Genomic DNA, 25,383 nt, shown 5'->3' on the forward strand with positions numbered 1-25,383 from the left:
ATTACTCTCCCATCAGATTGTTGAAAGCATTACATTTGTCTTCGTAATCCTGCTGCTCCATCTCCATAGTGTATGAACTGCTATATCCTATCTTTTTTTCAAAAACTTCCTGAGTTGCTATAGAAACAGGCTTGATATCTATTGTCTTTACAAGAGCATCACTGCCTTCAACTATTTGTCTCGCTCTTTTTGACACCTGGTTCACAAGCACATATCTGCTGTCTGATATTTCTAATAAATCGTTTATTGATGGATATAACATTATTTTTCCTCCTGGTATAAGTTGATAATCTGTTGACTGTACCTCTTAACATTGCTTTTTTCGGCTTTAATTATACTTTCCATATAATCTACAGCTTCGTCTACATCTTTATTTATAATAAAATATGAGTATTCATCTATTTTTCTTATCTCACTCAGTGCTCTTGAGAGCCTGTCCTTAATCTGGTCATCTGTTTCAGTCCCCCTCTTTACGATTCTTTTTTCAAGTTCGCATATGGTTGGAGGAAGTACAAATATGAGCACTGCGTCTGGGTATTCTTCCTTTATCTGCATAGCACCCACAATTTCGATTTCAAGCAAGACGTTTATTCCTTTGTTTATATTTTCTTCCACTACACTCTTTGGCGTTCCATAGTAGTTTCCAAATACATGAACATGTTCTAAAAAACCATCTTCTTTGAGTGATTTTTCAAATTCATCTTTTGATATGAAATTATAGCTGATTCCGTCAACTTCACCAGTTCTCATTTTCCTGGTGGTAGTTGAAACAGATAGTCTGACATCTTTGTTTTTCTTCATGAAGCTTTCACATATAGTGCCTTTTCCAGCTCCTGATGGTCCTGAAAGTACAAGCAAAAGACCTTTCCTATCCATTATATTCTCCCTTTATCTTTTCATTACAGTTTTCCCTGTTGTCAAATCTATGACCCAAGGTCTCAGGGTTATGCGATGAAAGTATTACGTGATAACTATCAATTATTATAACTGCCCTTGTTCTACGTCCATAAGTTGCATCAATGAGCTTCTTAGTGTTCTTGGCTTCTTCTATTATTCTTTTTATAGGCGCCGAATCAGGACTCACTATTGCTATTATCCTTCTGGCATTAACAGTATTTCCAAATCCTATATTTACTAAGCTCATTTTTTCCCTCTGCAATTATTCAATATTTTGTATCTGCTCTCTTATTTTTTCAAGTTCGCATTTTAAATCTACTACGACGTTTGTGATTTCTATTTTTGAAGATTTAGATCCGATAGTATTTACTTCTCTGTTCATTTCCTGAAGTATAAAGTCCATTTTTCTTCCTACAGATTCTTCACCTTCTACAGTTTCTTTCAGCTGTATAATATGGCTCTTAAATCTTACTATTTCTTCTGTTACATTGGATTTGTCTGCAAGTATTGCGGCTTCTTGAACCACTCTCTGGTCATCGATATTTTGTCCCATATTCTTGAGCATATCCGAAAGTCTTGCAACAAGTTTCTGATGATATTCAAATTCTATGTTCTCACTCAGTTGTTCAATTTTTTCAAAATATGTTTCCAAAAGTGTGCATCTTTGAAGGATATCTTCCTTTAGCTTTTCACCCTCTACGCCTCGCATTTCCCTGAAGCTTATAAATGCTGGTTCCATTGCCTTATCAAGACACTTTTTTATTTCATTTTGATCTATCTCTTTTTCTTCAAGTCTTACAACATCCTGAAATTTTGCGAGATCAACTGCACGTACCTGGCTGGAGGCTCCTGTAACTTCTTCGATTCCTGTAAGAATCTCATAATAATTTTTTACAAGAGCTTTGTCAAAACTGACTTTTGTGTCACTCTCACTTCCAAGTTCAAGTTTCACGAATATATCCACTTTACCTCTGGTAGCATATTTTTTAAAACTCTGCTTGATATATTCCTCCAGATATGCAATTTTTCTTGGTAACTTTACTTGAATATCCAGATATCTGTTATTCACACTCTTCGCTTCTACGGTAAAGTGATATCTTTCATCAAGATATTCTCCTCTTCCGTAGCCAGTCATGCTGATTGTCATCTCTTCCCACTTTCCCAGGCAATATTATAAATTTACATTACTTTCTATTATACCTTCTTTTTGCAAAAAAATAAAGTTCATATTACATTAATTGTGGTAAAATAAACTAAAAACAGGAAAAAGGTGAAAACAATGCCATTAGACGGATTAACACTTCATGCTGCTGCGCACGAACTCAATGCTTCACTCGTAGGCGGTAAGATAGATAAGATAGGTCAGGCAGAAAATGATGAAATACTTCTGTCTATCAGAAACAATCAAAAAAATTACAAGCTCCTAATGAGCGCAAACAGCGCTAATCCAAGAATTTATCTGGTAAAAGAATATAAAAAAGAGAATCCCATGAAGGCTCCTATGTTCCTCATGATACTGAGAAAACATATAGGCGGAGGCAGGATCATGTCGGTTTCTCAAAATGGATTTGACCGCTCTGTTACTATAAAAATCGAGGCTTATGATGAGATGAGGGTTCTTAGTGAAAAGCTTTTAATAATAGAAATGATGGGTAAGCACAGTAATATAATACTCGTGGATGCTGAAACGAACAAGGTTATAGATTCAATAAAAAGAGTTTCTCTTTTAATGAGCTCAGTCAGAGAGGTTCTCCCTAACAGAGAATTTACTCTTCCGCCTGAGCAGAACAAGAAAAACCCCCTTATAAATATAAGTCTGGTCGATTTTGTTTCTGTGTTGAAAAATAAAGATACCCAGATATTTAAAGCCATCTATGGGAATTTTGAAGGGATCAGCCCTATTGTCGCTAAAGAAATATGTTTCCGCTCATCCATTGACTATTCTCTTTCAACTTATGAACTTACTGACTCTAGCTTTGAAACTCTTAAAAACTGTTTTGACAAGCTTTTTAATGATGTATCTGATAATAATTTCTACCCAAATATAGTAATGGATAAGCGACTCAATACTCCAGTAGAATTTTCTTCTATATTACTGACTAACATGAAGGACTACAAAATCGAGCCAAGTGAGAGCATAAGCGAGATATGTGAGCAATATTTTGCTCTCAAGGATCTTTATGAAAGGATACATCAAAGGTCTTCAGGACTCAAAAAATCCATACAGATAAAACTGGACAGGGTAAGCAGCAAACTCGAAAAACAAACAGAAGAACTAAGTAAAGCCTATGAGCTCGACAAGTATTCAAAGACCGGTGAACTTCTTAAGGCAAATATATATATGCTCCAAAAGGGTATGAAGCAAGTAACCGTAATCGACTACTTTGACGAAAATACTCCTCAAGTAACAATCCCTCTTGACGAGCACCTTACTCCATCTGAAAACATCCAGGCTTCTTACAAGAAATACAACAAATCCAAAAACCGCATCAAGGAGCTGGGCACACAAATTGAACATACTCGAAGCGAAATGGACTATCTTGATAATGTAATGGTATCTATAAATAACTGCACGAGCCTTGATTCTATTGAAGAAATTAAAGAAGAACTTGTAAAAGAAGGTTATTACAGTTTTTCAAAAACAGAAGGCAAAAAAAATAAAAAAGATAAAGCCTCAGAACCCATGGAATTTATTGCCTCTGACGGAACTAAGATTTTTGTAGGAAAAAACAATACGCAAAACGACAAACTTACACTTAAAATGTCCAGACCAGACGATGTATGGCTTCACACTAAGAACATACCCGGATCTCATGTAATAATAAAGCAAAACCTTGATGATGTATCTGAAGAGGCTCTTTATGAAGCTGCAAGACTTGCCGCATATTACAGTAAAGCCAGAACTTCATCTCAGGTTCCTGTGGACTATACCCAGAGAAAAAATGTCAAAAAGCCCAATGGGGCCAAACCGGGCCTGGTTATATACGACGACTACGGAACTCTATATGTGACACCAGATGAAGAACTCGTATATAAGCTTATGAAAAAACACGAGGATAAAAATGAGGTGACTTAATGAAAAAAAACAATTTTTCTTTTAAATACATGTACCCGCATAAGGATGATCCAGTGGTCTTTTATGCTGTCAAAGCTCTTTACGGTAGATATACAGACGATAACCTAAGTCAGCTTGGAGGCCAGCTTGCATATTTCTTTATACTGTCCATCTTTCCTATGCTTATGCTGATAAGCCAGATTGTGGGTATATTATATATAGATACTGCAGAGCTTTCATTTGTGCTTTCAGAGTTTTTGCCCCCAAACGTTTTGGACATAGTTTTTGATTATCTCCAGTATGCATCTGACACAAAAAGCACAGGGATATTTACATTCAGTGCAATATCATCTGTCTTTATTGCATCAAAAGCTCTGACTTCTATCATCTATGCTCTTAATAAGGCATACCGGGTAGATGTGCTCGCTAACAATATTCAAAAACAGATACTTGCTTTTGTAGGCACATTGTCCCTTGTTTTTGCACTTATTTTATCCCTTGTACTCATAACTGTTGGGAAACCCCTTTTTTATGACATACTTGAGTTTTTCAGACTAGACACCATCTCTCTTCAGGCATGGACAATATTCAGGTGGTCTGTGTCTCTTAGTACATTGTTTTTGACCCTGTATCTGGTCTATTTCATAATCCCGGTAGAGAGAATTCCTCGCAGGTACAATGTCACAGGAACTCTTTTTACCATGATTTCACTACTGACAATGTCACTTGGATTTGCTTATTATGTCAACAACTTTTCAAAACACACCATAATCTATGGTTCCTTAGGCACAGTAATGCTACTTCTTTTGTACCTTTATTTTTCAGGAATTATCATCGTGCTCGGCGGGGAGCTGATCCACATACTTTACCATAGAAGCATAGGAAATTATGAATTTGATGTAAAGTAGTTTCCCCTTTATTGACACATTTTAATTTTATTGGTATATATTGTTTAATGTTGACAAAATTGGTTATAAATGTTTTAGAGAGATTTCCCGATCTCTTCTCTTTTTATAGCCACGAGAGGACTCCCTATTCCCTAATTCTCGTGGTTATTTTTTTATATTGACTTTAATCAGATTCTTGGATATAATTATCTCAAGATAAATCATACTTTAATTTGGTCCAGAGAGGCCAGAAAGGGATAGATAAAATGATGATTTCTTTTGTAAATACAAAAGTGATTGGTTTTTGCGCATGTAAAAACTTTTCTTCATACATTGATACAATAAACAGAGGTAACTTTTTGCAAATTTTGTAAAAAGCTTATTTCTGTTTTTTTTATTATATCCCGTAATAATAATTGAATTTGGAGGAAACTATGAAAGCAAAACTGATTCTGGAAAATAACGTGGTTTTTGAAGGCAAGGCCTTTGGATACCTGCACGAATGCACAGGCGAAGTAGTCTTTAATACAGGTATGACAGGATATCAAGAAGTTTTAACAGACCCATCCTACTATGGCCAGATAGTTACTATGACCTATCCGCTCATAGGTAATTATGGCATAAATCTTGAAGACACAGAGTCTTCTTCACCAAAGGTAAGGGGTTTTATAGTAAGAGAAAAATCAAATTACCCAAACAACTTCAGGTGCGAGCTTGAACTTGATACTTATCTCGAATCTAACAAGATAATGGGACTTGAGGGAATAGATACAAGAGCACTTACAAAGCTGCTTAGAAATGCCGGAACTATGAAAGGCATAATAGTTCTTGAAAATTCCACCTACAGCGAAGATGAAATTAAAGAAAAACTCAATGTTTTCTCAAATAGAGATGCAGTTTCAAAAGTTTCAACTAAAGAAATACACAAGATCCCTGGCAAGGGTAAAAAAATTGCAGTTTTAGATTATGGAATTAAGACAAGTATTTTGAGAAATTTCATTAGCCGCGGTTGTGAGCTTACTGTTTTCCCATACAACGCAACCGCCGACCAGGTACTTTCAGCTGATCCAGACCTTATCTTTCTTTCAAACGGCCCTGGAGATCCTGCTGATATGTCTGAGGCCATAGAAGAGATAAGAAAAATGGTTGCAATCAAGCCAGTAGTTGGGATATGCCTTGGCCATCAGCTTCTTTCAATCGCATTTGGAGGAGCTACCGGTAAACTCAAATTTGGACACAGAGGATGCAATCATCCGGTAAAAGATATATTTATGGATAGAGTTCATATAACATCTCAAAACCACGGCTACTATGTCACTGAGCTTCCTGAAAACTTTGAAATAACTCATGTGAGCATGAACGATGACACTATAGAGGGTATGAGACATAAGACAATGCCTGTGTTTTCGGTTCAGTTTCACCCAGAAGCAAGCCCAGGGCCTGTAGACAGCGAGTATATATTCGATGAATTTCTAAAGTATTCACTGTAATTATTTTATTCAAGGAGGATTAATATGCCATTAAATAAAGCTATCAAAAAAGTACTTGTTATAGGTTCTGGTCCCATCATCATAGGTCAGGCCGCCGAATTTGACTACTCAGGCACTCAGGCCTGCCAGTCGCTTAAAGAAGAAGGTATAGAGGTAGTGCTTGTAAACTCAAACCCTGCCACAATTATGACTGATAGAGAAATAGCAGATAAAATATATATAGAACCCATAACTCTGGAGTTCGTTGAAATGATAATAGCAAAAGAAAGACCAGATTCACTGCTTGCCGGAATGGGTGGCCAAACGGGACTAAACATGGCAGTAGATCTGCATGACAACGGGATACTTGAAAAATATAATGTTAATGTAATAGGAACTTCTATAGATGCTATCAAAAAAGGCGAGGACAGAGAACTCTTCAGAAATATGATGAAGGAAATAAATCAGCCGGTCATCGAAAGTGAGATTATAACAGATCTTGAGTCTGGGCTCAGGTGGGCAGCAAAGTCAGGCTATCCTGTTATAGTAAGGCCTGCCTACACACTTGGAGGTTCAGGAGGTGGAATCGCAGAAAATGAAGATGCCCTGAGAACTATTTTGGCGTCTGGACTAATGCTGAGCACTATTGGACAGGTGCTTCTTGAAAAAAGCGTCAAAGGCTGGAAAGAAGTCGAGTACGAGGTTATGCGTGACATCAAGGGAAACTGCATAACAGTATGTAACATGGAAAACATAGACCCGGTTGGAATTCACACAGGGGACTCTATAGTGGTTGCTCCAAGCCAGACTCTTTCAGACAAAGAATATCAGATGCTCAGAACTTCATCCTTTAAAATCCTTGAAGCTGTAGGCATAGAAGGTGGTTGCAATGTTCAGTTTGCTCTCAACCCCAATTCATTTGAATATGCTGTAATCGAAATAAACCCAAGGGTATCACGTTCATCGGCGCTTGCTTCAAAGGCTACAGGATACCCTATAGCAAAAGTAGCTGCAAAGATTGCTCTTGGATACGGACTTGATGAAATAAAAAATGCCGTTACTCAAAAGACTTATGCCTGTTTTGAGCCCTCGCTTGACTACGTTGTCGTAAAAATACCTAAATGGCCTTTTGACAAGTTCTATCTTGCGGACAGAGAACTTGGAACAAAGATGATGGCAACTGGTGAGGTTATGGCAATCGGATCCAACTTTGAAGCAGCATTTCTAAAAGGAATCAGATCCTTGGAACTGAATAAATTCTCAATGGAACATCCAAAATTCAAAGACTACTCACTAGCACAACTTAAGGCCAAAGTGATTTCTCCAGATGATGAAAGAATATTTGCACTTGCGGAGATAATAAGACGCGATTACAGAATGGACAAAATCTCAAAAATCACTGGCATAGATCCCTTCTATCTTGAAAAATTCAAATGGATAATAAACGAGGAGCAAAGACTTAAACTGAGCAAGCTTGCTGATCTTGACAAAGAGTGGCTGCTTAATCTAAAGAAACATGGATTCTCAGACAAGGCTATAAGTGACATGCTCAAAGTTTCTCCAGACCAAGTTTACAAATTAAGAAACATCTGGGATATAAATCCGGCCTTTAAGATGGTAGATACCTGCGCCGGAGAATTTGAAGCAATGTCTCCTTACTATTACTCAACATATGAGCAGTATGACGAGGTTGAAGTATCTGATAAAAAGAAAGTAATCGTACTTGGTTCAGGACCAATAAGAATCGGTCAGGGAATCGAATTTGACTATGCCTCAGTTCACTGCGTAATGGCGCTTAGAAAAATGGGTATCGAAACTATAATAATAAACAACAACCCAGAAACTGTAAGTACCGATTTTAATATATCTGATAAGCTTTACTTTGAACCGCTTACAGAAGAAGACGTACTTGAAATAATATATAAAGAAAAACCGGATGGAGTTATACTTCAGTTTGGCGGACAAACTGCCATAAAGCTTGCCAAGTTCCTAAAAGAAAAAAACATCCCTACTCTTGGAACTACTTCAGATCAAATAGATCTTGCAGAAGACAGAGAACAATTTGATGCCCTTCTTGAAAAACTTGGAATTGCAAGACCTAAGGGTAAGGCAGTATGGAATGTTCAAGAAGGAGTAAGCGTGGCATCCGGACTGGGATATCCAATCCTTGTAAGACCATCTTTTGTGCTGGGAGGTCAGGGAATGGAGATCACTCATTCTGACGAAGAGCTTTCTCACTACCTTATTGATGCATTTAAAAAAGACAAAAAGAATCCGGTTCTTGTAGATAAATATATTATGGGAATGGAACTTGAGGTAGATGCTATCTCAGACGGAGAAGATGTGCTGATACCTGGAATAATGGAGCACCTTGAAAGAGCTGGCGTGCACTCAGGAGACAGTATTACAATGTATCCAACTCAAAATGTGAGCGATAAAATTAAAGCCGACATTTTAGATTACACAAAAAAACTGGCACTGGGAATAGGAATAAAAGGTATGATAAACATTCAGTTTATAAGCCTTGATGAAAAGCTTTATGTAATAGAGGTAAACCCAAGAGCTTCAAGAACAGTACCTTATATATCAAAGGTCAGTAAAGTGCCAATAGTCGAACTGGCTACCAAAGTAATGCTAGGCGCAAAATTGAAAGATTTGGATTATGGCACTGGAATATACAAGGAAAGCAAGCTTATTTCAGTAAAAGTTCCAGTGTTTTCAACACAAAAACTCCCTAACGTAGAAATCAGCCTTGGACCTGAAATGAAGTCTACAGGCGAAGTATTAGGTATTGGAAATACTCTTGAAGAAGCTCTTTACAAAGGCTTTGTGGGTGCCAACATGTACACAGGTAAAAAAGGTAAAACAATCCTTGCAACTATAAACAATCAAGATAAGGATGAGTTCATCGAGATTGCCAAAGACCTGGATAAGCTTGGATTTAATTTTGTATCTACGCAAGGTACAGCTGACTCACTTAAGGCAGCCGGAATAAAGGCAAGAGCTGTCAACAGGATAAATGAAGATAGTCCAAACCTTATGGATCTTATAAAAAATAAGGAAGTACACCTGCTTGTAAATACTCCTACCAAGGGAAATGACTCAAAAAGAGACGGCTTTAACATGAGAAGAGCCGCGATTGAGAGAAATATAGATGTAATGACTTCACTCGATACATTCAGAGCTTTCCTTTCATTTGAAAAGCTTCTAATCACTCCAGAAAAACTCGAAATATTTGATATTTCAAAATTCTAAAAAACTACAAATTAGCCAAATTACAATTTATACACAGCAAAAGGAGAGCGACTGTTTCGAGTCCTCTCCTTTTGCTGTATTCCCTGTATATAAAAATAGTATAATCTAAATTATTCTATTTTGGATTATACTATTTGAAGAGTATGTTGTCAACATACACCCACATTATAATGCTTTCTCTATGACCCCGATATGCTTAATTTTGATACTCTCACGCTTGGTGATCCTGCTCCTCCTGAAAGAGGTGATGCAACAAAATCATCGGCTACGCAGTCTATGTCTTTTAGCAGATCAAAAAAGTTTCCTGATACAGTTATCTGGCTCACAGGTTTTGAAATAAGGCCATCTTCTATACTGAAACCATTACACTGAAGTGAAAAATCACCTGAGACAACATTTATTCCTGAGTGGAGTCCTTGCACGCCTGTTATCTTTACCCCTTTTTTTATATCTCTGATCATAGTTTCTACATCAGAATTTCCGGGCATGAAACAGATGTTGAAAGGTGCAATCTCAACAGAGCTCTTATACGAGCCTTTTGATGCATTTCCTGTTGTTTTTACTTTGTCTATATATGCCGTCTTAAGGTTGTGGAGATATGTTTTTAGTATTCCATTTTCAATTATCGGCTTTTTATAAGTCGCTATCCCCTCTGCGTCAAATGCCGTTGTTCTCATCCCAAGTTTAAGGTGTGGGTCATCAATTATATTTACAAGCTCAGAGGCTATTGGCAGATCAAGTTTTCCTGACAGGGCTGAGAGTTTCTTTTGTACCTGCTCTGCACTGAAGTGATTTGAAAACTGAGAAAACAAATCAGCAAATGCCTCGTTTTCAAATACAACCGGACACTCAAGAGAAGGTATTGGCTGTGCTCCAAGCATTCCAAGGGCTTCTTGTGAAGCGGATTTTATTATCTCATCCATGTTTAGCTCTGAGAAACTTTCAGCCATATGGACTCCAGTTCCCGTCCTTGTGTCCTTATCTTCCTTAGCAACAACTCCTGCATATGCGTATATCATTTTTCTTGTTTCCTTAAGGTCGAGACCTTTTGTATTTTTTATCTGTTTGGTAAAAACTGATTCAGAATATGAATTTCCAGAAATTCTTACGATTCTCTCATCTGATTCAAGGATTCCTTTTTCAAGTTCAATCATAAATCTTATCTTATCTTCAACCGAAATATCGTCTTTGATTATTTCATCTGACATATTTTCATAGGGTCCCTTGCCATCATGAAGGAATACTCTGTCTTTGGATTCGATTATCATGGCATTTGAGTATGCCTCATCTACGAGCATTTCAACGGCATTATCATCAAAAATTTCTGTGTAGGCATATCCCATTTTCCCATCAATTATTCCGCGATAAGAAAGTCCACCTTGATCAGACATATTAAATTTTTCTACCTGACCCTGATAAACAGAGATTCTAAGACTTTCCTCGGATTCATAATACACTTCCTGATCTTCAAATCCCCTTGTTGCGCCTTTATTAAAGAGTTTTTCTATACGTGATTGCATTATAAATCTCCTTTTCCACCAACAGTTATATCAGACACTTTTATTGCCGGCTGCCCCAGTCCTGCTGGAATAGATCCACTTACCGAACCACACATCCCCTCACCCGAATCAAAATTGTCCCCTACCATTTCAATTTTTTTCAGTATTTCAAGACCTGTCCCAATGAGAGTTGCTCCCTTAATCGGTGCGTCTATTTTTCCATTTTTAACAAGATACGCTTCTTGCGTTGCAAAATTGAATTCTCCTGTAGTTGGGTTCACGGACCCGCCTCCAAGATATTTGGCATATATTCCGTTATCTATCGAGGCTATCATATCTTCAAATCGGCTGTTTCCATTAAGGATGTATGTGTTAGTCATGCGTGAAGTGGGTGCAAATTTATATGATTCTCTCCTGGATGAACCCGTTGGACCCATATTCATGCGTCTTCCATTGAGCTTGTCTACCATATAGTTTTTGAGTATGCCGTTTTCTATGAGGACATTTCTTCCTGTCTGAGTGCCTTCATCATCAAAAGAAGATGAGCCCCACTCATTTTGAACTGTACCATCATCTACCGCTGTAACTACGTCTGATGCAATTTTTTCTCCAAGTTTTCCTGCAAACACCGAGTTGTTCTTTGCTACCGAAGTCGCCTCAAGACCGTGTCCACAGGCCTCATGAAATATAACTCCGCCAAATTTATTGTCTATTACAACTGGAAATCTTCCGCTTGGTGCTGGCCTTGCCCCAGTCATGGTTACTGCTATCCTAGCTGCTTCTCTTGCCATGTCCTCTACATTTATATCATCATACAGCTCGAAGCCTTTTCCGGAGCCTTTTCCAATCATCCCCTGTTCCATCTTCCCATTTCTTTGTGCTACTGCGTTTATTACGAAGCGGGTTCTGCTTCTCTGCTCCTTTACAAATTTGCCCTCAGAATTTGCGATAAGAACATTTTGCGTAAAATCAAGATAGTTTACTCTTACCTGACTTATTGAGGAATCATAATCCGATGCTGCTTTGTGAGCGTTTCTCATCATTTCAGCCTTGATTGATTTTTCAATTGTCTGCGGCATTATTATTACGGGATGGTATACACTCGCTTCTTCCATTACAAAGTCTATCTTAAGATCAAGAGGAACTGATTTCAGAGATTTTGATGCACTTTGCGCAAGTTTTATCAGTGTTTCTCTATCCATTTTGTTGGTATAGGTATAAACGCTGTTAAATCCATTAAAAATCCGTATTCCCACTCCTGCCGTCCTGCCCGCCAAAGATCTTTCTACCCTTCCTTCTATCATGCCGATAGCCGTGTCAAATCTGTCTTCTGCAAAAACTTCTGCAAAATCTCCTCCGTAAGACAGTGCCGCCATAAGCACATCATTTACAATATTTTTGTCCAGCATAATTTTCTCCTTAATTTCAAGCTAAATCCTGCAAAGTTCTTCGTATACTCTGTTGATTGGAAGCCCCACAACGTTGAAATAGTCTCCAACTATAGATTCCACAAAAAGTCCTGCATGTCCCTGTATTCCATATGCACCTGCTTTGCCCATGGGCTCTCCAGAACTTACATACCAGTCAATCTCTTCTTCTGTAAGTTCTTTGAACACTACTGTAGTTTTTTCACAGAATTTGATTTTTTTGTCGTTTGCATCTATTATACATACTCCCGTGTATACACTGTGGGCTCTTCCTGAAAGCTTTTTGAGAAGCTTTTTTGCATGATCTGCATCTGCAGGTTTCCCTAATATCTGTCCGTCTATATAAACTATTGTATCGCTTCCTATCACTATGTCATCTGGATATTTTCGGGCTATTGGCAGTGCTTTTTTGCATGCCAGTTCCTTGAGATTTTCTTCTATATCCTGACTTTCATCCATAGTTTCGTCAACGTCTACAGCGTCTACGCTGAATTCCCAGGGTGTAAGCTCCATAAGTTCTTTTCTTCTAGGCGATTTTGACGCCAGTATTATTTTTTTTTGCATCTTCTTCATAAAAATAAGCGGGAAACCTGTACTGCCCGATTTCCCTCTCCTTTCAATTCATTATTATTTATTTTCCGATTATTATTTACTATCTCTTATTATATGACTTTTGCTGGTATTTTAAAGTTCACGAAATACTGGTCATACCACACAAGAAAGGCATATATTGTGTATATCTTTCTGCCGTTATTTTTCTTTCCTGCATAGTGCTCATCAAGAAGTGCCAGTATTTTATCCTTGTCAAAAAACTCGGATACGTACTCTTTTTCAAACTGAGCTCTTACTATGTTGCAGTATTTTTCTTCCTTTATCCAGTGAATAAAAGGTACAAGAAATCCTGCTTTTCTTCGCTTTGCCCAGTCCAGAGGTATCTTTTTCTTTGCTGCTTCTCTAAATACATATTTTGTAGTAGTCTTGTTTACTTTGTATTTAACAGGTATTTTTGTTGAAAGGTTCCATACTTCTTTGTCAAGAAAGGGTACTCTGAGCTCTATTGAGTGCGCCATGGTTATCTTGTCCGCTTTAAGCAGTATGTCGTCTACTATCCACATATTCATATCCAGGTAGCTTCGCTTTGTTACATCGTCCATATCCTTAACCTTGTCATAGTATGGCTTTGTAAGATCTCTGTATGTCTGAGAATTCTTGTATTTCTTATTAAGGATATCATTTGCCTGCTCATCTGACATTATATGGGCCTGGCCTATATAACGCTCTTCTACACTCTGACCATATTTCATTATTATGGTCTTTCCTGTAAAGTGAGGCTTATCTTTTGTCATGTCTCTTATCTTCCTTCTAAGTCCCATAGGAAGCATTGAGTAAAGCTTGTTTATTGTCGGTTCTTCATACTCGTTGTAACCTGCAAACAGCTCGTCTGCGCCTTCTCCGGAAAGCACTACCTTGACATCTTTTGCTGCAAGCTCTGAAAGGTAATAAAGAGGCACCGATGAAAGATTGGCGTGTGGCTCATCTGAATGATACTGAACCATAGGTATGGCATCAAAGAATTCGTCTGCCGTTATCATCTTTGCTTTATTTTGTATATGGAGTTTTTCTGAAAGTTCTTTTGCATATACTGTCTCATCGAATCCCTGATTGTCAAATCCCACAGAGTAGGTATTATCAGGTTTTGCACATGAAACAATATAACTGGAATCAACTCCTCCAGAAAGAAATGCGCCTACTTCCACATCGCTTATCTTGTGATATTTTACTGATTCTTCTACAGACTCGCCTATAAGCTTTACGTATTCATCAAAGGGCTTATCTTCTACTTTATAATTAAGACTGAAGTATTTATTTATACTCATCTCGCCATCTTTGAATATAAAGTAATGGCCTGGTTTTAACTTGTTTACATTCTTGAAAAAAGTTTCATTAAGTACTGAATACTGGAAAACAAGGAAGTGTTTAAGCGCTTTTTCATTTACTTCTTTTTTAAATCCAGGAAATGGCAGAAATGATTTTATCTCTGATCCAAAAAGCAGTTCTTCCCCGATTTTTGAGTAGTAAAATGGCTTTATCCCAAAGAAATCTCTCGCTCCAAAAAGCTGTTTCTTTTTTTCGTCCCATATTACAAAGGCAAACATTCCTCTTAATTTTTCAAGCAGGTCTGTGCCATATTCTTCGTATCCATGTATCAGAACTTCTGTGTCTGAGTTATTCTTGAATATATGTCCTTTTTCGAGGAGATCCTTTTTTATTTCCTGATAGTTATATATCTCTCCGTTAAAAGTGATTATCAGTGATCCATCCTCATTTTTCATAGGCTGAGATCCTTCTTCAAGGTCAATTATGCTGAGTCTCCTGAAGCCCATCGCAATCTCGCTGTCTGTATATATGCCTTCACTGTCAGGTCCTCTGTGGATAATCATATTCCCCATATTCCTGATAGTTTCTTCTTTATTCTCTATTTTTTTACTGTAAAATCCTACAAATCCGCACATTATATTTACACTGCCTTTCCTATATAATCCTTTATTGTCTCACCTTGTAATAATACCATATCAAGGGCATTTTCACAATTAAAATAAGCAAAAAAACAGGCATCTCTCTAAGAGAAAATACCTGCGCCCATTTGATATAATGGTTAAATTTTTATTATTAAATCTCCCATAAAATCAGCCTCTTCGTCATTATGAGTACTTATGATAAGCGTTTTTCCGTGTGAGCATTTTTTTACATACTCCATGCACCTGAGCCTGGTATCATTGTCCAGCCCTTTAAAGGGTTCATCCATAAGTATAATATCACTCTCTGCCATTACCGCTCTTACTATTGCGACTCTTCTTTTCATTCCTCCACTGAGTTTTTTTACAGGTGTCTTAAGTTCTTTTCCAAGGCCTGCAAGCTCAAGATTCTCCATGATGCGTTCATGTCTGTGCTTTGAATTTAGCACCATCTTTATATTGGTCTCTACGCTGAGTAGCTCACACAGACGATCTTCTTGAAAAACTGCAGAAAGCCTCATTCCCTCTATTCCATTTACAGTTCCAACATCTGGCGATTCAAGGCCCATAAGGATATTTAAAAGCGTAGTCTTTCCTCTGCCTGAGCTCCCCATGAGGATAGTAGTTCTGCCTTTTGGTATACTTATTTCAAAGTCTTTGAATACAATTTTTTCACCGTATGTCTTACTTATATTCTTAAGTGTTATGTGAGATTCTTTTATCATATTTTGCTCCAGTATAAAATAAGGTTAGATTCTTTCTATCTTCTTGCTTATCATTTTTATGATTCCTATAATAGTTTTTTCATAGATTACGCTTATTATTATCATAGTCACTGTCCAGGCCAGCAGTTCGGCGGTATCTAAAAGTATCTTTGCCTGATAGAGATTTTCACCTATAGAATTTCCTGGAAGTCCAATTACTTCAGCCGCTATTCCTGATTTCCAGCAAAAAGCTATTCCTATGGTAGCTCCTGATAAAAAAAATGGCATCACAATCGGCGTATATATGTAAAGAGCTTTTTTAAAAGGACTTATCCCGAAAACCTTTGCCATCTCAAGAAGCTTGGCGTCTGTATTTGCAAGCCCACTTAGAGTATTTGTATAAATTATTGGAAGCACCATCAAAAAAGATATAAATATTGACAGATTTTTTGTCTTTATCCATACAAGTGCAAGTATTACAAATGAGGCCACAGGTATAGCCTTTATTACATGCATAAGTGGCTCAAGTGCTATCCTTATTATACTCTTGTTATAAGAGAGCACTGAAAGAATAATCCCAAGTGTGCATGCCATCGCAAATCCTGCTGTCATTCTAATCATTGACCCGGAAATAGCACTCCAAAAATGAGGCTGAACAAAAAGCTCTGCCATGGTCTTTAGGACCTTAACTGGGGATGCCAGAAGTATCTCTTCTCCTATTGCCATGCTCGCAAACTGCCACAGCAGTATCCAGAAGGAAACTGCTGCAATGGTTACAATTTTAGATTTTTCCTGATTATCTTTATTTAGGTTCATGTCCTTATTCCTGATTCATATAATAAAAATCCTCGCCCGGCAACTTTCCTCCTACAGATTTAGGGTCCTGATCAAACAGAATCTGCAGATACGCCCCAAGATTGGACTTCATTGATTCACCATCTATGAAAACTATATTTGATTTTGGTATAGCAAGTTTTGCTATTGGTGCGGGTACTATCTCATATTTACCTACAAGCTCTGCAGCTTTTTCAAGATCAGTTGCGGTGAACTCTGTAGATGATTTGTATTCATTTAAGAATGTTTTAAATGCTCCTTCATTATCTTTAAGAAATTCATTTCTTACTATGATAACACCAGTCACAAGCTCTTGCGCGTTTATCTTTTTCCACTCATCTCCAAAACTTATTGCATCTCTGAGGTTTTCATTCTTTGATTTTGCAACGGTCACAAATGGCTCTGGAAGAACTCCTATTGCACCCTCGGAACTTGCAAGTACTGCTGCCACTTCTGCAGATTCAGCCTTATATTCTATAGTAAGGTCTTTTTGCGGATCTATTGCGTTTGAAGTCAGAAGATATTTAAGTGCATATTCAGGCGTAGTTCCTTTTCCAGTAGAGTAAATTGTCTTTCCTCTTAAATCTTCAAGCGAATGTATCGTATCTCCATTTTCAACTATATATAGAACTCCAAGCGTATTTATAGCTGCTACAGAGATTTTGCCTTCTGTCTTGTTATACAAAACTGATGCGAGATTTGCAGGTACTGCCGCAATATCAAGTTCTCCTTTTACAATGTTTGCAACTATTTCATCCGCGGTACCGCTTATCTTAAAATTATATGGATTGAGTGAGGTGCTCTCTTCACTTTGATTCATAAGACTTACCATTCCCATTCCAGTCGGGCCTTTCATTACTGCTACGTTGATTGGTGTTTCTGATACCTCTGGCGCAGTTTCTTCAGGTTTTTGCGCGCACCCTGACAGCATCGCGACAGATAATAAAACAGTTAACATTAGTGATATTGATTTTTTCATTTTCCCCTCCATGATTATATGTATTTTGTGTAAATTATATCATAAAAACAGTGGGTTTACTATGTTATGTCCCTGATTGACACCGGATAATTTCTGTTATATCATTGTAAATGGACGTGAATTTTACTCTAAAAATCATCTGGGGGTGTGTATGAAAAAATTAGCAATATTTGATCTTGATGGGACACTTGTAAGTTCCCTTAAAGATATAACCAAATCAATAAACGAGGCTTTTGAATACTTTGAAATAAACTCTATTACCGAAGAGCAATGCATGAACGCACTTGGTCATGGCGCTAGAAGCCTTGTAATAAAATGTCTTGAATATGCAGGATATAATACAGAATCTAAAACAGAGCTTGAAGAAATCATAAACAAATATAATCAAACCTACGGAAACTCTTCAAATTCAAATACCATACCGTTTGATGGAATTCTTGATATGCTTAAAAATATAAGGATTGCAGGATACAAGACCGCCATTGTCTCCAACAAGCCCCATGCTTTTACGCTTAAAATGTCTGAGGATTTATTCTCAGGGCTGATAGATTTAACTTTTGGCCAAAGTGAACTGTTTCCTAAAAAACCCGATCCTTCAATCATATATCACACACTTTCAAAGTTAGGATTTGATAAATGTGACAGTATTTATATTGGAGACTCTGATGTAGATGTAATGACTGCAAAAAATTCAGGCTTATCATCCATAGCAGTCAGCTGGGGCTACCGCTCAAGGGATATCCTTGAATCCAGCTCTCCCGATTATATAGTAGATTCAGTGGAAGATCTTGAAAAAATTCTTTATATCATATAAGTGAGGTCATAATGTCGAAATTAATAAGTTCAAATCTTAAAAATGTATTTTTCATACTTTTGGGAAATACTATCTATGCGCTCGCAATAGTTGTGTTTATACTGCCGAGCAATCTTATAACTGGTGGAACCACTGGACTTGCTTTATTATTTTATAACCTTTTTGGGCTTCCAATAAATATATTTGTTTCTATATTCAATATAGCAATGTTTGGTCTGGGAGCATTTGTACTTGGAAGAAAATTTATACTCACTACCCTAATAAGTACTTTTTACTATCCCTTTATTCTTACCGTGCTCCAAAAAATACCTCAGATACAAAATATTACAACAGACTATATGCTATCTGCCATATATGCAGGTATCATGATAGGAATGAGTATAGGAATAGTTATAAGGGCGGGAGCTTCTACCGGAGGCATGGATATACCCCCGCTGGTTCTTTACAAGAAATTCAGGATTCCAGTTTCAGTTTCCATGTATGCATTTGATTTTTCCATACTTATGTCTCAGATGCTGTTTGCAAACAAGGAGCAGGTCCTCTATGGCATAATCCTTGTTCTGATTTATACTAGTGTTCTTGACAAGGTACTTATTATGGGCGAATCCAAGACCCAGGTGAAGATAATAAGTGATAAATATAATGATATTAATGCCATGATACTTGAGGAGCTCGACAGAGGCTCAACCCTTATGCACAGTGAGACAGGATACCACAGGAAAGACGCCATGGTGATACTTACCGTAATATCCAACAGAGAACTCTCAAAACTAAATCAGCTTGTTTCTTCAATAGATTCTGATGCCTTTATGATAGTTAACAGGATAAGTGAAGTAAGAGGTCGCGGATTCAGTCTTGACAAGGTCCACAGTTAAAGAATAGATCGAGTATTTTCCATTTATTTATTAAAGCCACTTGTATAAATACCGGTGGCTTTTTCGACGTTTTTATAAAATAGGAAATAGGCAGATAACCTATTATTTTAAATTGTCAATAGCATACTGAGCTTCTTGGTTAGTGAATTTTTCTCCATAATCTGATATTAATTGATCATATATTGCACTAGGTGACATTGCCATTGTTTCTTGATACGATTCAGCTTTTTTTAAAGCATTATACTTCCAGTCTGCATCAATGTTATCAATTGCATACTGAGCCGCTTCTTTTGAAAATTTTTCACCATATTCTGATACTAGCTGATCATATAATCCAACTTTAGACATATGCATTGTATCATCATATATTTCAGCCTTTTTTAAAGCAGATTTGTATTCTGTTGGTACATCTGATACTTGAGTCTCTTGTGTTTCAGATGCTGGTGGAGCAGATGTTTCAATTTGTGATGTATTATCGCCACTATATTCGGGATCAGAAGTCATCTCCGTACCTGGCCCTGTTGCTCCAATTCCGATAAATATAACAATTGCCCAAACCCACCATTTTTTATAAAACGGTTTCTTGTTTTTTGCCCCGCAAGATGGACAACTTTTTGCGTTTTTTGCGATTTCCCCTCCGCAAGTTTTACAATTGATCAAATTTTTGTTACGTTCCATGTTAATTCCCCCTTTTCATAATAAATATTTTACTGAACTTATACCACCTATTTATAAAACATCAATACTTAATTATTCTTTAAATTGGATGTTTTTTATTATTTAATAAACAATATCCAGTTCCTATTACCATATATATGATTTTACTTTGTATTTTTTAGCAGCTTATCTTTTCTCTTTTCAAATTCAGAAGATTGAACATCCATACTTAATCCACTATAGTATTCTATTGCTCTTTCACAGATTTCAATTGATTTTTGAATCTCATTTCTTTTCTCATAAATTATTGACAGTCTCTTGAATGCCGGAATTACACAATCAAACTTACCAATTTCATTTATTTCTTTTTCAATCTGGCTTTCAGAATAAATTCCCCTTAGCATTTTAATTTCTTTTCTTCTTGAATTAATGTAACTTTTCTGCAATTTATCCAAGTTGTTAATGTCTTCTAAGCAATAATAAATGCATTTTTCGAGATATTTTTCGTCAAGATTTCTGTATTTATAATAAAAATCCAGTAGCTGATTATAATCAAAATGGACTTCGTATCCATTGCTTTTATTTTTATCCATCTGATCTATCAAAAATCTCTCTTTCGTATAATCAAATGAGGGGACAATGACTTCCTTTTTCGATTCTTTTTTCTTTTCCAATTTTCCTGTTTTTCTTAGTTGCACGAGCTTTTCTTTTACATCTTCATGTGTCTCATCCAGTAAATCATATACAGCTTTCTTAAACTTAAAATTTTCAGTAAGTAATGGAACCTCTATGGTTTCATTGAACAAAGATGTATTTGCAAATATATGAGTTCCTTCTTTTCTCAATTTGTAAAACTCTTTATCCTTTATAAATCTGTCTATCTCTAAATTTTCTGCTGTGTATTCCTTATAAATATTTGATGTTAAGGTTTCTTCAAATATTTCCGAATAATTTTTTATATAATTATTTTTCGTGAATTCAAAAGACTTGTGCATTCTCATTATGTCTTTAGCATATAATGGAATATTCAAGCTATAGTTGCAAAGAAGAAAAAGATTATCTGAGAAATTATATTCGTGATCCCGATCAAGAGAATTGATAAACATCTGAACAAGATCCACGTTTTGGCGATACAGGCAGGTTAATATAAGAGCATTCCCTGAGTAATTCTGGAATGAATTATTCTTGTGAACATCCCTGAGCTTTAGAATTACATCAAATGCTTTTTTATAGTCTCCTGAAAACAAATGCCTCTCCAGTCCGTAATACAGAATAAATACATATCCTATATCAATTCTACTGTCATAGGGATTCTCAAGCAGTTTCCAATACACCCCTCTTTGCTCTTTGGACAGTTCACTATAATTCGGATAGTACGGCGGCCTGTCTACTTTTGAAATATCTACATTTGTATTTATCGGCAAACTGCTATATATAAGACTTGGCTCCTTACTCATAAAATTAAAAGATATTTCAAAACCATCAATTACAAATTTATCATTTTTATTATCTGGTAAATAATTTCGCTTTGGTCCATCAGCAATCCAAATCAAATCTTCTAAGTCGCTATGTACAGAAAGTGTTGTTAAAGCATTAAATTCGACTTCTTTATTTACCGAAATCAAAGAATTTTCAATAGTATTCTTGTTTTCGTTACTCTTAAACAATTTACTGAATAACCCCATATTTTTCTCCTATCAGCATATTTTCAAAAAAGTGACCATAGTTTACCGTTTTTTTCTCTTATCAATACCTCTTTTAATTCCTTCATCTATTGCTTTTCTCTTTATTGACTTCATATCTTCACCCTTTACTTCCAATATTTCAATGTCTCTGAAGTCGTTTATTATATACAAAGTGCCTATGCAATCTATAAATATCTTATTGAAATTGAAATTTTCATGCAGCTCTATGCTATTCACTATTTCTATAATGTCAAACTCTTCAAGCAGTTGAGTGTGAGTAAAAATATACAGCCAGTGATCCTTGAATTTATGATGATTCTTGAGATGGTCATAGTAGATAGTATTAAGCTTTTCTGATTTATCCACTATACTTTTTTTAATAAGTTCGTGATGTATTTTGGTATCATATAAACCTTTGAAGTAGTCGAAAATTACCATATTTTCAAAGATTTCTATGTGGCCTTTCATTTTTTTGTTTCTGCTCTCCATCTTTTCTTTTATATACTGTGGAGGAAGATTTTTTCCAAAATATTCATTAATATACCTTCTTTGCTCTCCTTCTTTTTTTGATATCGCCTCCACGACTTCAATCCCTATTCCGAGTTGTTCACTTTGAAAGTCCGGAGAATCAAGATGATTTAAAGCCTTTAGCTTAGAGTCAAAACAGGTTTCTAAGGTAATCCTTGCGTAGCACTCAAAATAGTCTTTGCTGTACTTCTCATTTTCATATCCTTCTTTCATACCTGCCTCCAATTTAGAGCTTAATCCGCTTTTACTCATTCCTGAATCCTCTGTAAGCCTCTTTAGCAATCTCATTCATTATTACTGAATAGAAATTCTGATCCTCAAATAGCTTTTTGAATGCGTCCATCTGCTCTTCGTAGCACCCTTGAGCAACGTCTTCGAAAATCTTTGGAAATATACTTTCTGAAAAGACTTCGATACTGTTTTTCTTTGCATATCTTTTCAGTTTTTTGTTATCCTTTACTATTTTCCCATATATTGTTTCTACAATAACCTTGTCTCCATCAGAGAATATTCCAGCGAACTTGTCATTGATGTGATTTATTATATTCTCTAAAAGCTCATCTTTAACATCCTTATTCTTGTCAACATCAACGGTCTTAGTATTATCAATTACAGTATAATCTCCATTTCCTTCCATCACAATCTCACCTTCGTATGTTTTTTCAAGCTTAAAAAACTCAAGTTTAATTTTATCGCTCAGATCAACGTTTTCTGACTGAGCTTTAGGAAGCAGTTTATCCATATACTTCAGGAAGTTGTATTCCTTCTGCAGCTCCTTATCAAACATCCTTGTTATCTGTGTTATATATGAATGCCATTTCACAAAATTCCTTATGGATCTTCTGTATTTATACTGTTCCTCTTCATCCATAACTTCATAATTCTTTATCACAGGAGTGAACAGGCTTGTGATTTTGCCAAGATCCTTGTCTGTCTGCTTTGGCTTGTAGTATATCTTATTGAAATTCTCTACATCATCGTCATTGTAAAGCAAGAATTGCCTTATTAAGATTTTCAGATCATAAATCATGTTAACATTTATTTCTTCATCAAGAACCGTACTCTTATAGAATGGTTCAAATGATTCTTTGATATCGTCTGCCTCGTTCACAAAATCCATTACGAAGGTATCAACTTTCCCTGGAGCTGTTCTGTTGAGCCTCGAAAGAGTCTGCACAGCCTTAACGCCAGTAAGTTTCTTGTCAACGAACATCGTATGAAGAAGTGGCTCGTCAAATCCTGTCTGGTATTTTTCTGCTACTATGAGCATATTGAACTCATCTGAGTGAAATACCTCTGGTAGTTGTCTTTCACTTACTCTGCTGCCATCTTGCCTTATATTCAGACCTGGTTCTGTATATTCATCCACTCCGTCCTTTACTGTTCCAGAAAAAGCTACCAGAACATCCAAGTCCTTATATCCCCTGCTCTCAATATATCTCTTGAATTCAAGGAAATAACGCACAGCATGAAGCCTTGATGCGGTAACAACCATAGCCTTTGCCTTGCCACCTATTTTCTTCTTTGTGACATCTCTGAAGTATTCAACCATGATTGATGTCTTCTGCTGAAGATTATATGAATGCAGCGACTCATATCTCTTTATGGCTTTAACTGCTTCAGTCTGAGGCAGTTCAGGATTTTCAGGAGTATTTTTTGCTATCTTATAGCAGGTTTTATACGTCATGTAATTCGCAAGCACATCATGTATGAAGCCTTCTTCTATTGCCTGCTTCATGGAATATACATGAAATGGCCTGAAAGTGCCGTCTTCATATCTCTGGCCAAACATTTCGAGAGTCTTCTGCTTTGGAGTGGCAGTAAATGCGAAAAACGAAAGATTTTTATGTCTTCCATGACTTAGAAGCTCTTTTACAAGCTTGTCCTCAAAATCCTCTTCTTTAGACTCTTCTTCTCCTTCAATCCTCTCATATTCCAATAAAGCTTCTTCACTGTCTGCAAGGGCAGTTTTGAGCTTCTGAGCACTTGATCCAGTCTGTGATGAGTGAGCCTCATCGACTATGATTGCAAATCTTTTTCCCTTGTTACTCTCAATTTCTTCATAAATAACAGGGAATTTCTGAAGAGTGGTCACTATTATTTTCTTTCCATCGTTTATCGCATCTCTCAGATCCTTTGAAGATTTCCCATCTCCTATTGTCTCGACAAGCCCAAACGTATGATCAAAGCTGCTTATTGTGTCCTGCAGCTGAGAATCAAGCACTTTTCTGTCTGTTACTACGATAACAGAAGTAAATATAGAGTTGTTACACTCATCGTGAAGACTCGAAAGACGGTAGCTGCTCCATGCTATGGAGTTTGATTTCCCTGAGCCTGCACTGTGCTGTATAAGGTAGTTCTTTCCAGATCCGTTTCTTTTCACATCATCCATTATCTTCGTAACTACATCGAGCTGATGATAACGTGGGAAAATCAATTTCTTGCTTGTTTTATATGTATCTTTTCCGTCTTTTGTTACCTTCTTTTTTTCTATGCTCACATGAAGGAATCTCTGAATTATATTGAGAAGAGATTCTTTTGTAAGTACATTTTCCCAAAGATAGGAAGTATTGTAACCATCAGGATTTTCAGGGTTTCCAGATCCCCCGACATTTCCCGCTCCTCCTGATCCCTGATTGAATGGCAGAAAGAATGTCTTATCTCCATTGAGTTGCGTGGCCATAGCTATTTCATAGAGATCAACTGCGAAATATACAAGGAATCTTCTGTTGAACTGAAAGCAAAGCTCCCTGTGATTACGATCTTCCCTGAACTGCTTCATTGCATTTTCAACAGACTGCCCTGTAATCTGATTTTTAAGCTCAAGTGCAACCAGAGCAATACCATTCAGGCTGAGCACCATGTCTATCGTATTGTTATTCTCATTGGAATATGCAAACTGGCGTGTAACGGTCATTATGTTTGCCTTATAACCATTTACGAGTTTGTCATTAAGAGTTGATTCAGGCTTGAAATAGCAAACTTTGAACTTAACTCCCCTGTCGTTTATTCCGCTTCTAAGCACATGAAGCAGCCCATGAGTCGAAGTTTCCTCGCAGAAACGCTTCAAAAACTTCTTTTCTGAGTCATTGCCATATATCTTCTCATATCTTTCCCACTCGTTCTCCTGAGTAATTTTTATAAATGACAAAAGCTTGTGCAGATCTACTGCATTTAACTTGTCATAGGTGGACATATCCCCTTTGATATATCCACCTGAATTTATGAGAGATGTTTCTATGTCTTGTTCAAATCGTATTTCTTTATATTCCAAGATGCGTCCCCCTCTTCTTAGCTATATA

General features: G+C 36.6%; 21 protein-coding genes. 6 read left to right on the forward strand and 15 right to left on the reverse strand.

From position 1 onward, the window contains the following. Nucleotide 1: 1 nt before the first annotated feature. The 4 genes from rpoZ to G558_RS0101115 are packed head-to-tail and all read right to left on the reverse strand — an operon-like array spanning nucleotide 2 to nucleotide 2,044. On the reverse strand, nucleotides 2–262 hold the full coding sequence (gene rpoZ, locus G558_RS12030; protein ID WP_036931356.1) for a DNA-directed RNA polymerase subunit omega: 261 nt from the start codon (nucleotides 260–262) through the stop codon (nucleotides 2–4). Next, complete coding sequence (gene gmk, locus G558_RS0101105; protein WP_028828504.1) at nucleotides 262–876, reverse strand: guanylate kinase; 615 nt, start codon at nucleotides 874–876, stop codon at nucleotides 262–264. The genes rpoZ and gmk overlap by 1 nt, the downstream gene beginning before the upstream one ends. Then, the gene (locus G558_RS0101110) at nucleotides 869–1,144 is read right to left on the reverse strand and encodes a DUF370 domain-containing protein (RefSeq protein WP_028828505.1); all 276 of its coding nucleotides are present in this window, start codon (nucleotides 1,142–1,144) and stop codon (nucleotides 869–871) included. Before G558_RS0101110 ends, gmk begins: the two co-directional genes overlap by 8 nt. Nucleotides 1,145–1,159: 15 nt before the next feature. Then, a complete protein-coding gene (locus tag G558_RS0101115) occupies nucleotides 1,160–2,044 on the reverse strand; it encodes a YicC/YloC family endoribonuclease (protein WP_028828506.1) in 885 nt (294 codons plus the stop codon). Nucleotides 2,045–2,176: 132 nt separating this feature from the next. On the opposite strand from G558_RS0101115, the gene G558_RS0101120 reads away from it, so the two are divergent. From G558_RS0101120 to carB, 4 genes are all read left to right on the forward strand, one after another. Continuing rightward, nucleotides 2,177–3,973, forward strand: coding sequence for an Rqc2 family fibronectin-binding protein (locus G558_RS0101120; RefSeq protein WP_028828507.1), 1,797 nt, complete (start codon nucleotides 2,177–2,179; stop codon nucleotides 3,971–3,973). Continuing rightward, on the forward strand, nucleotides 3,973–4,860 hold the full coding sequence (locus G558_RS0101125; RefSeq protein WP_028828508.1) for a YihY/virulence factor BrkB family protein: 888 nt from the start codon (nucleotides 3,973–3,975) through the stop codon (nucleotides 4,858–4,860). Before G558_RS0101120 ends, G558_RS0101125 begins: the two co-directional genes overlap by 1 nt. A gap of 413 nt (nucleotides 4,861–5,273) precedes the next feature. Further along, nucleotides 5,274–6,329 carry a glutamine-hydrolyzing carbamoyl-phosphate synthase small subunit gene (carA, locus tag G558_RS0101130; protein WP_028828509.1) on the forward strand — a complete coding sequence of 352 codons (1,056 nt, stop codon included), beginning with the start codon at nucleotides 5,274–5,276 and terminating at the stop codon, nucleotides 6,327–6,329. Nucleotides 6,330–6,353: 24 nt separating this feature from the next. Then, nucleotides 6,354–9,563, forward strand: coding sequence for a carbamoyl-phosphate synthase large subunit (gene carB, locus G558_RS0101135; protein ID WP_028828510.1), 3,210 nt, complete (start codon nucleotides 6,354–6,356; stop codon nucleotides 9,561–9,563). A 179-nt stretch (nucleotides 9,564–9,742) separates the two neighbouring features. Here the strand turns inward: carB and G558_RS0101140 are convergent, their stop codons facing one another. The 7 genes from G558_RS0101140 to G558_RS0101170 form a co-directional block, all read right to left on the reverse strand. Beyond that, nucleotides 9,743–11,083 (reverse strand): TldD/PmbA family protein, encoded by a 1,341-nt coding sequence (locus G558_RS0101140; RefSeq protein ID WP_028828511.1) that lies wholly within the window; start codon nucleotides 11,081–11,083, stop codon nucleotides 9,743–9,745. Beyond that, nucleotides 11,083–12,471, reverse strand: coding sequence for a TldD/PmbA family protein (locus G558_RS0101145; protein ID WP_028828512.1), 1,389 nt, complete (start codon nucleotides 12,469–12,471; stop codon nucleotides 11,083–11,085). Before G558_RS0101145 ends, G558_RS0101140 begins: the two co-directional genes overlap by 1 nt. A 21-nt stretch (nucleotides 12,472–12,492) precedes the next feature. Further along, a complete protein-coding gene (locus G558_RS0101150; protein WP_028828513.1) occupies nucleotides 12,493–13,053 on the reverse strand; it encodes a Maf family protein in 561 nt (186 codons plus the stop codon). Nucleotides 13,054–13,151: 98 nt separating this feature from the next. Continuing rightward, nucleotides 13,152–15,002: an asparagine synthase (glutamine-hydrolyzing) gene (gene asnB, locus G558_RS0101155; protein WP_028828514.1), complete on the reverse strand. Its 1,851-nt coding sequence runs from the start codon at nucleotides 15,000–15,002 to the stop codon at nucleotides 13,152–13,154. Between the two features lie 143 nt (nucleotides 15,003–15,145). Further along, nucleotides 15,146–15,730 carry an ATP-binding cassette domain-containing protein gene (locus tag G558_RS0101160; protein WP_028828515.1) on the reverse strand — a complete coding sequence of 195 codons (585 nt, stop codon included), beginning with the start codon at nucleotides 15,728–15,730 and terminating at the stop codon, nucleotides 15,146–15,148. Nucleotides 15,731–15,754: 24 nt separating this feature from the next. Next, the gene (locus tag G558_RS0101165; RefSeq protein ID WP_028828516.1) at nucleotides 15,755–16,525 is read right to left on the reverse strand and encodes an ABC transporter permease; all 771 of its coding nucleotides are present in this window, start codon (nucleotides 16,523–16,525) and stop codon (nucleotides 15,755–15,757) included. A 4-nt stretch (nucleotides 16,526–16,529) separates the two neighbouring features. Continuing rightward, the gene (locus G558_RS0101170) at nucleotides 16,530–17,522 is read right to left on the reverse strand and encodes an ABC transporter substrate-binding protein (protein ID WP_028828517.1); all 993 of its coding nucleotides are present in this window, start codon (nucleotides 17,520–17,522) and stop codon (nucleotides 16,530–16,532) included. 151 nt (nucleotides 17,523–17,673) lie between these two features. Between G558_RS0101170 and G558_RS0101175 the strand changes: the two genes are divergently transcribed. Next, nucleotides 17,674–18,336, forward strand: coding sequence for an HAD family hydrolase (locus G558_RS0101175; RefSeq protein WP_028828518.1), 663 nt, complete (start codon nucleotides 17,674–17,676; stop codon nucleotides 18,334–18,336). 11 nt (nucleotides 18,337–18,347) lie between these two features. Further along, nucleotides 18,348–19,211 (forward strand): YitT family protein, encoded by an 864-nt coding sequence (locus G558_RS0101180; protein WP_028828519.1) that lies wholly within the window; start codon nucleotides 18,348–18,350, stop codon nucleotides 19,209–19,211. A 102-nt stretch (nucleotides 19,212–19,313) separates the two neighbouring features. On the opposite strand, the gene G558_RS0101185 is transcribed toward G558_RS0101180, so the two are convergent. The 4 genes from G558_RS0101185 to G558_RS0101200 all read right to left on the reverse strand — a co-directional run bounded on the left by G558_RS0101185 (nucleotide 19,314) and on the right by G558_RS0101200 (nucleotide 25,355). Continuing rightward, a complete protein-coding gene (locus G558_RS0101185) occupies nucleotides 19,314–19,889 on the reverse strand; it encodes an Ltp family lipoprotein (RefSeq protein ID WP_036931357.1) in 576 nt (191 codons plus the stop codon). A gap of 143 nt (nucleotides 19,890–20,032) precedes the next feature. Further along, on the reverse strand, nucleotides 20,033–21,553 hold the full coding sequence (locus tag G558_RS0101190; RefSeq protein WP_028828521.1) for a TerB N-terminal domain-containing protein: 1,521 nt from the start codon (nucleotides 21,551–21,553) through the stop codon (nucleotides 20,033–20,035). A gap of 42 nt (nucleotides 21,554–21,595) precedes the next feature. After that, entirely contained in the window at nucleotides 21,596–22,294 is a 699-nt protein-coding gene (locus G558_RS0101195; protein ID WP_156888481.1) for a hypothetical protein, read from the reverse strand. A gap of 31 nt (nucleotides 22,295–22,325) precedes the next feature. Then, complete coding sequence (locus G558_RS0101200; RefSeq protein ID WP_036931362.1) at nucleotides 22,326–25,355, reverse strand: type I restriction endonuclease subunit R; 3,030 nt, start codon at nucleotides 25,353–25,355, stop codon at nucleotides 22,326–22,328. Between the last annotated feature and the right edge of the window lie 28 nt (nucleotides 25,356–25,383).

Source organism: Proteocatella sphenisci DSM 23131, from assembly GCF_000423525.1.
In the GTDB taxonomy this organism is placed as follows: Bacteria; Bacillota; Clostridia; order Peptostreptococcales; family Filifactoraceae; genus Proteocatella; species Proteocatella sphenisci.

Excerpts from the sequence above, each read along its gene's own strand:
- rpoZ (WP_036931356.1), bottom strand. The coding sequence starts at position 262 with ATGTTATATCCATCAATAAACGATTTATTAGAAATATCAGACAGCAGA.
- gmk (WP_028828504.1), bottom strand. The coding sequence starts at position 876 with ATGGATAGGAAAGGTCTTTTGCTTGTACTTTCAGGACCATCAGGAGCT.
- G558_RS0101110 (WP_028828505.1), bottom strand. The coding sequence starts at position 1,144 with ATGAGCTTAGTAAATATAGGATTTGGAAATACTGTTAATGCCAGAAGG.
- G558_RS0101115 (WP_028828506.1), bottom strand. The coding sequence starts at position 2,044 with ATGACAATCAGCATGACTGGCTACGGAAGAGGAGAATATCTTGATGAA.
- G558_RS0101120 (WP_028828507.1), top strand. The coding sequence starts at position 2,177 with ATGCCATTAGACGGATTAACACTTCATGCTGCTGCGCACGAACTCAAT.
- G558_RS0101125 (WP_028828508.1), top strand. The coding sequence starts at position 3,973 with ATGAAAAAAAACAATTTTTCTTTTAAATACATGTACCCGCATAAGGAT.
- carA (WP_028828509.1), top strand. The coding sequence starts at position 5,274 with ATGAAAGCAAAACTGATTCTGGAAAATAACGTGGTTTTTGAAGGCAAG.
- carB (WP_028828510.1), top strand. The coding sequence starts at position 6,354 with ATGCCATTAAATAAAGCTATCAAAAAAGTACTTGTTATAGGTTCTGGT.
- G558_RS0101140 (WP_028828511.1), bottom strand. The coding sequence starts at position 11,083 with ATGCAATCACGTATAGAAAAACTCTTTAATAAAGGCGCAACAAGGGGA.
- G558_RS0101145 (WP_028828512.1), bottom strand. The coding sequence starts at position 12,471 with ATGCTGGACAAAAATATTGTAAATGATGTGCTTATGGCGGCACTGTCT.
- G558_RS0101150 (WP_028828513.1), bottom strand. The coding sequence starts at position 13,053 with ATGCAAAAAAAAATAATACTGGCGTCAAAATCGCCTAGAAGAAAAGAA.
- asnB (WP_028828514.1), bottom strand. The coding sequence starts at position 15,002 with ATGTGCGGATTTGTAGGATTTTACAGTAAAAAAATAGAGAATAAAGAA.
- G558_RS0101160 (WP_028828515.1), bottom strand. The coding sequence starts at position 15,730 with ATGATAAAAGAATCTCACATAACACTTAAGAATATAAGTAAGACATAC.
- G558_RS0101165 (WP_028828516.1), bottom strand. The coding sequence starts at position 16,525 with ATGAACCTAAATAAAGATAATCAGGAAAAATCTAAAATTGTAACCATT.
- G558_RS0101170 (WP_028828517.1), bottom strand. The coding sequence starts at position 17,522 with ATGAAAAAATCAATATCACTAATGTTAACTGTTTTATTATCTGTCGCG.
- G558_RS0101175 (WP_028828518.1), top strand. The coding sequence starts at position 17,674 with ATGAAAAAATTAGCAATATTTGATCTTGATGGGACACTTGTAAGTTCC.
- G558_RS0101180 (WP_028828519.1), top strand. The coding sequence starts at position 18,348 with ATGTCGAAATTAATAAGTTCAAATCTTAAAAATGTATTTTTCATACTT.
- G558_RS0101185 (WP_036931357.1), bottom strand. The coding sequence starts at position 19,889 with ATGGAACGTAACAAAAATTTGATCAATTGTAAAACTTGCGGAGGGGAA.
- G558_RS0101190 (WP_028828521.1), bottom strand. The coding sequence starts at position 21,553 with ATGGGGTTATTCAGTAAATTGTTTAAGAGTAACGAAAACAAGAATACT.
- G558_RS0101195 (WP_156888481.1), bottom strand. The coding sequence starts at position 22,294 with ATGAAAGAAGGATATGAAAATGAGAAGTACAGCAAAGACTATTTTGAG.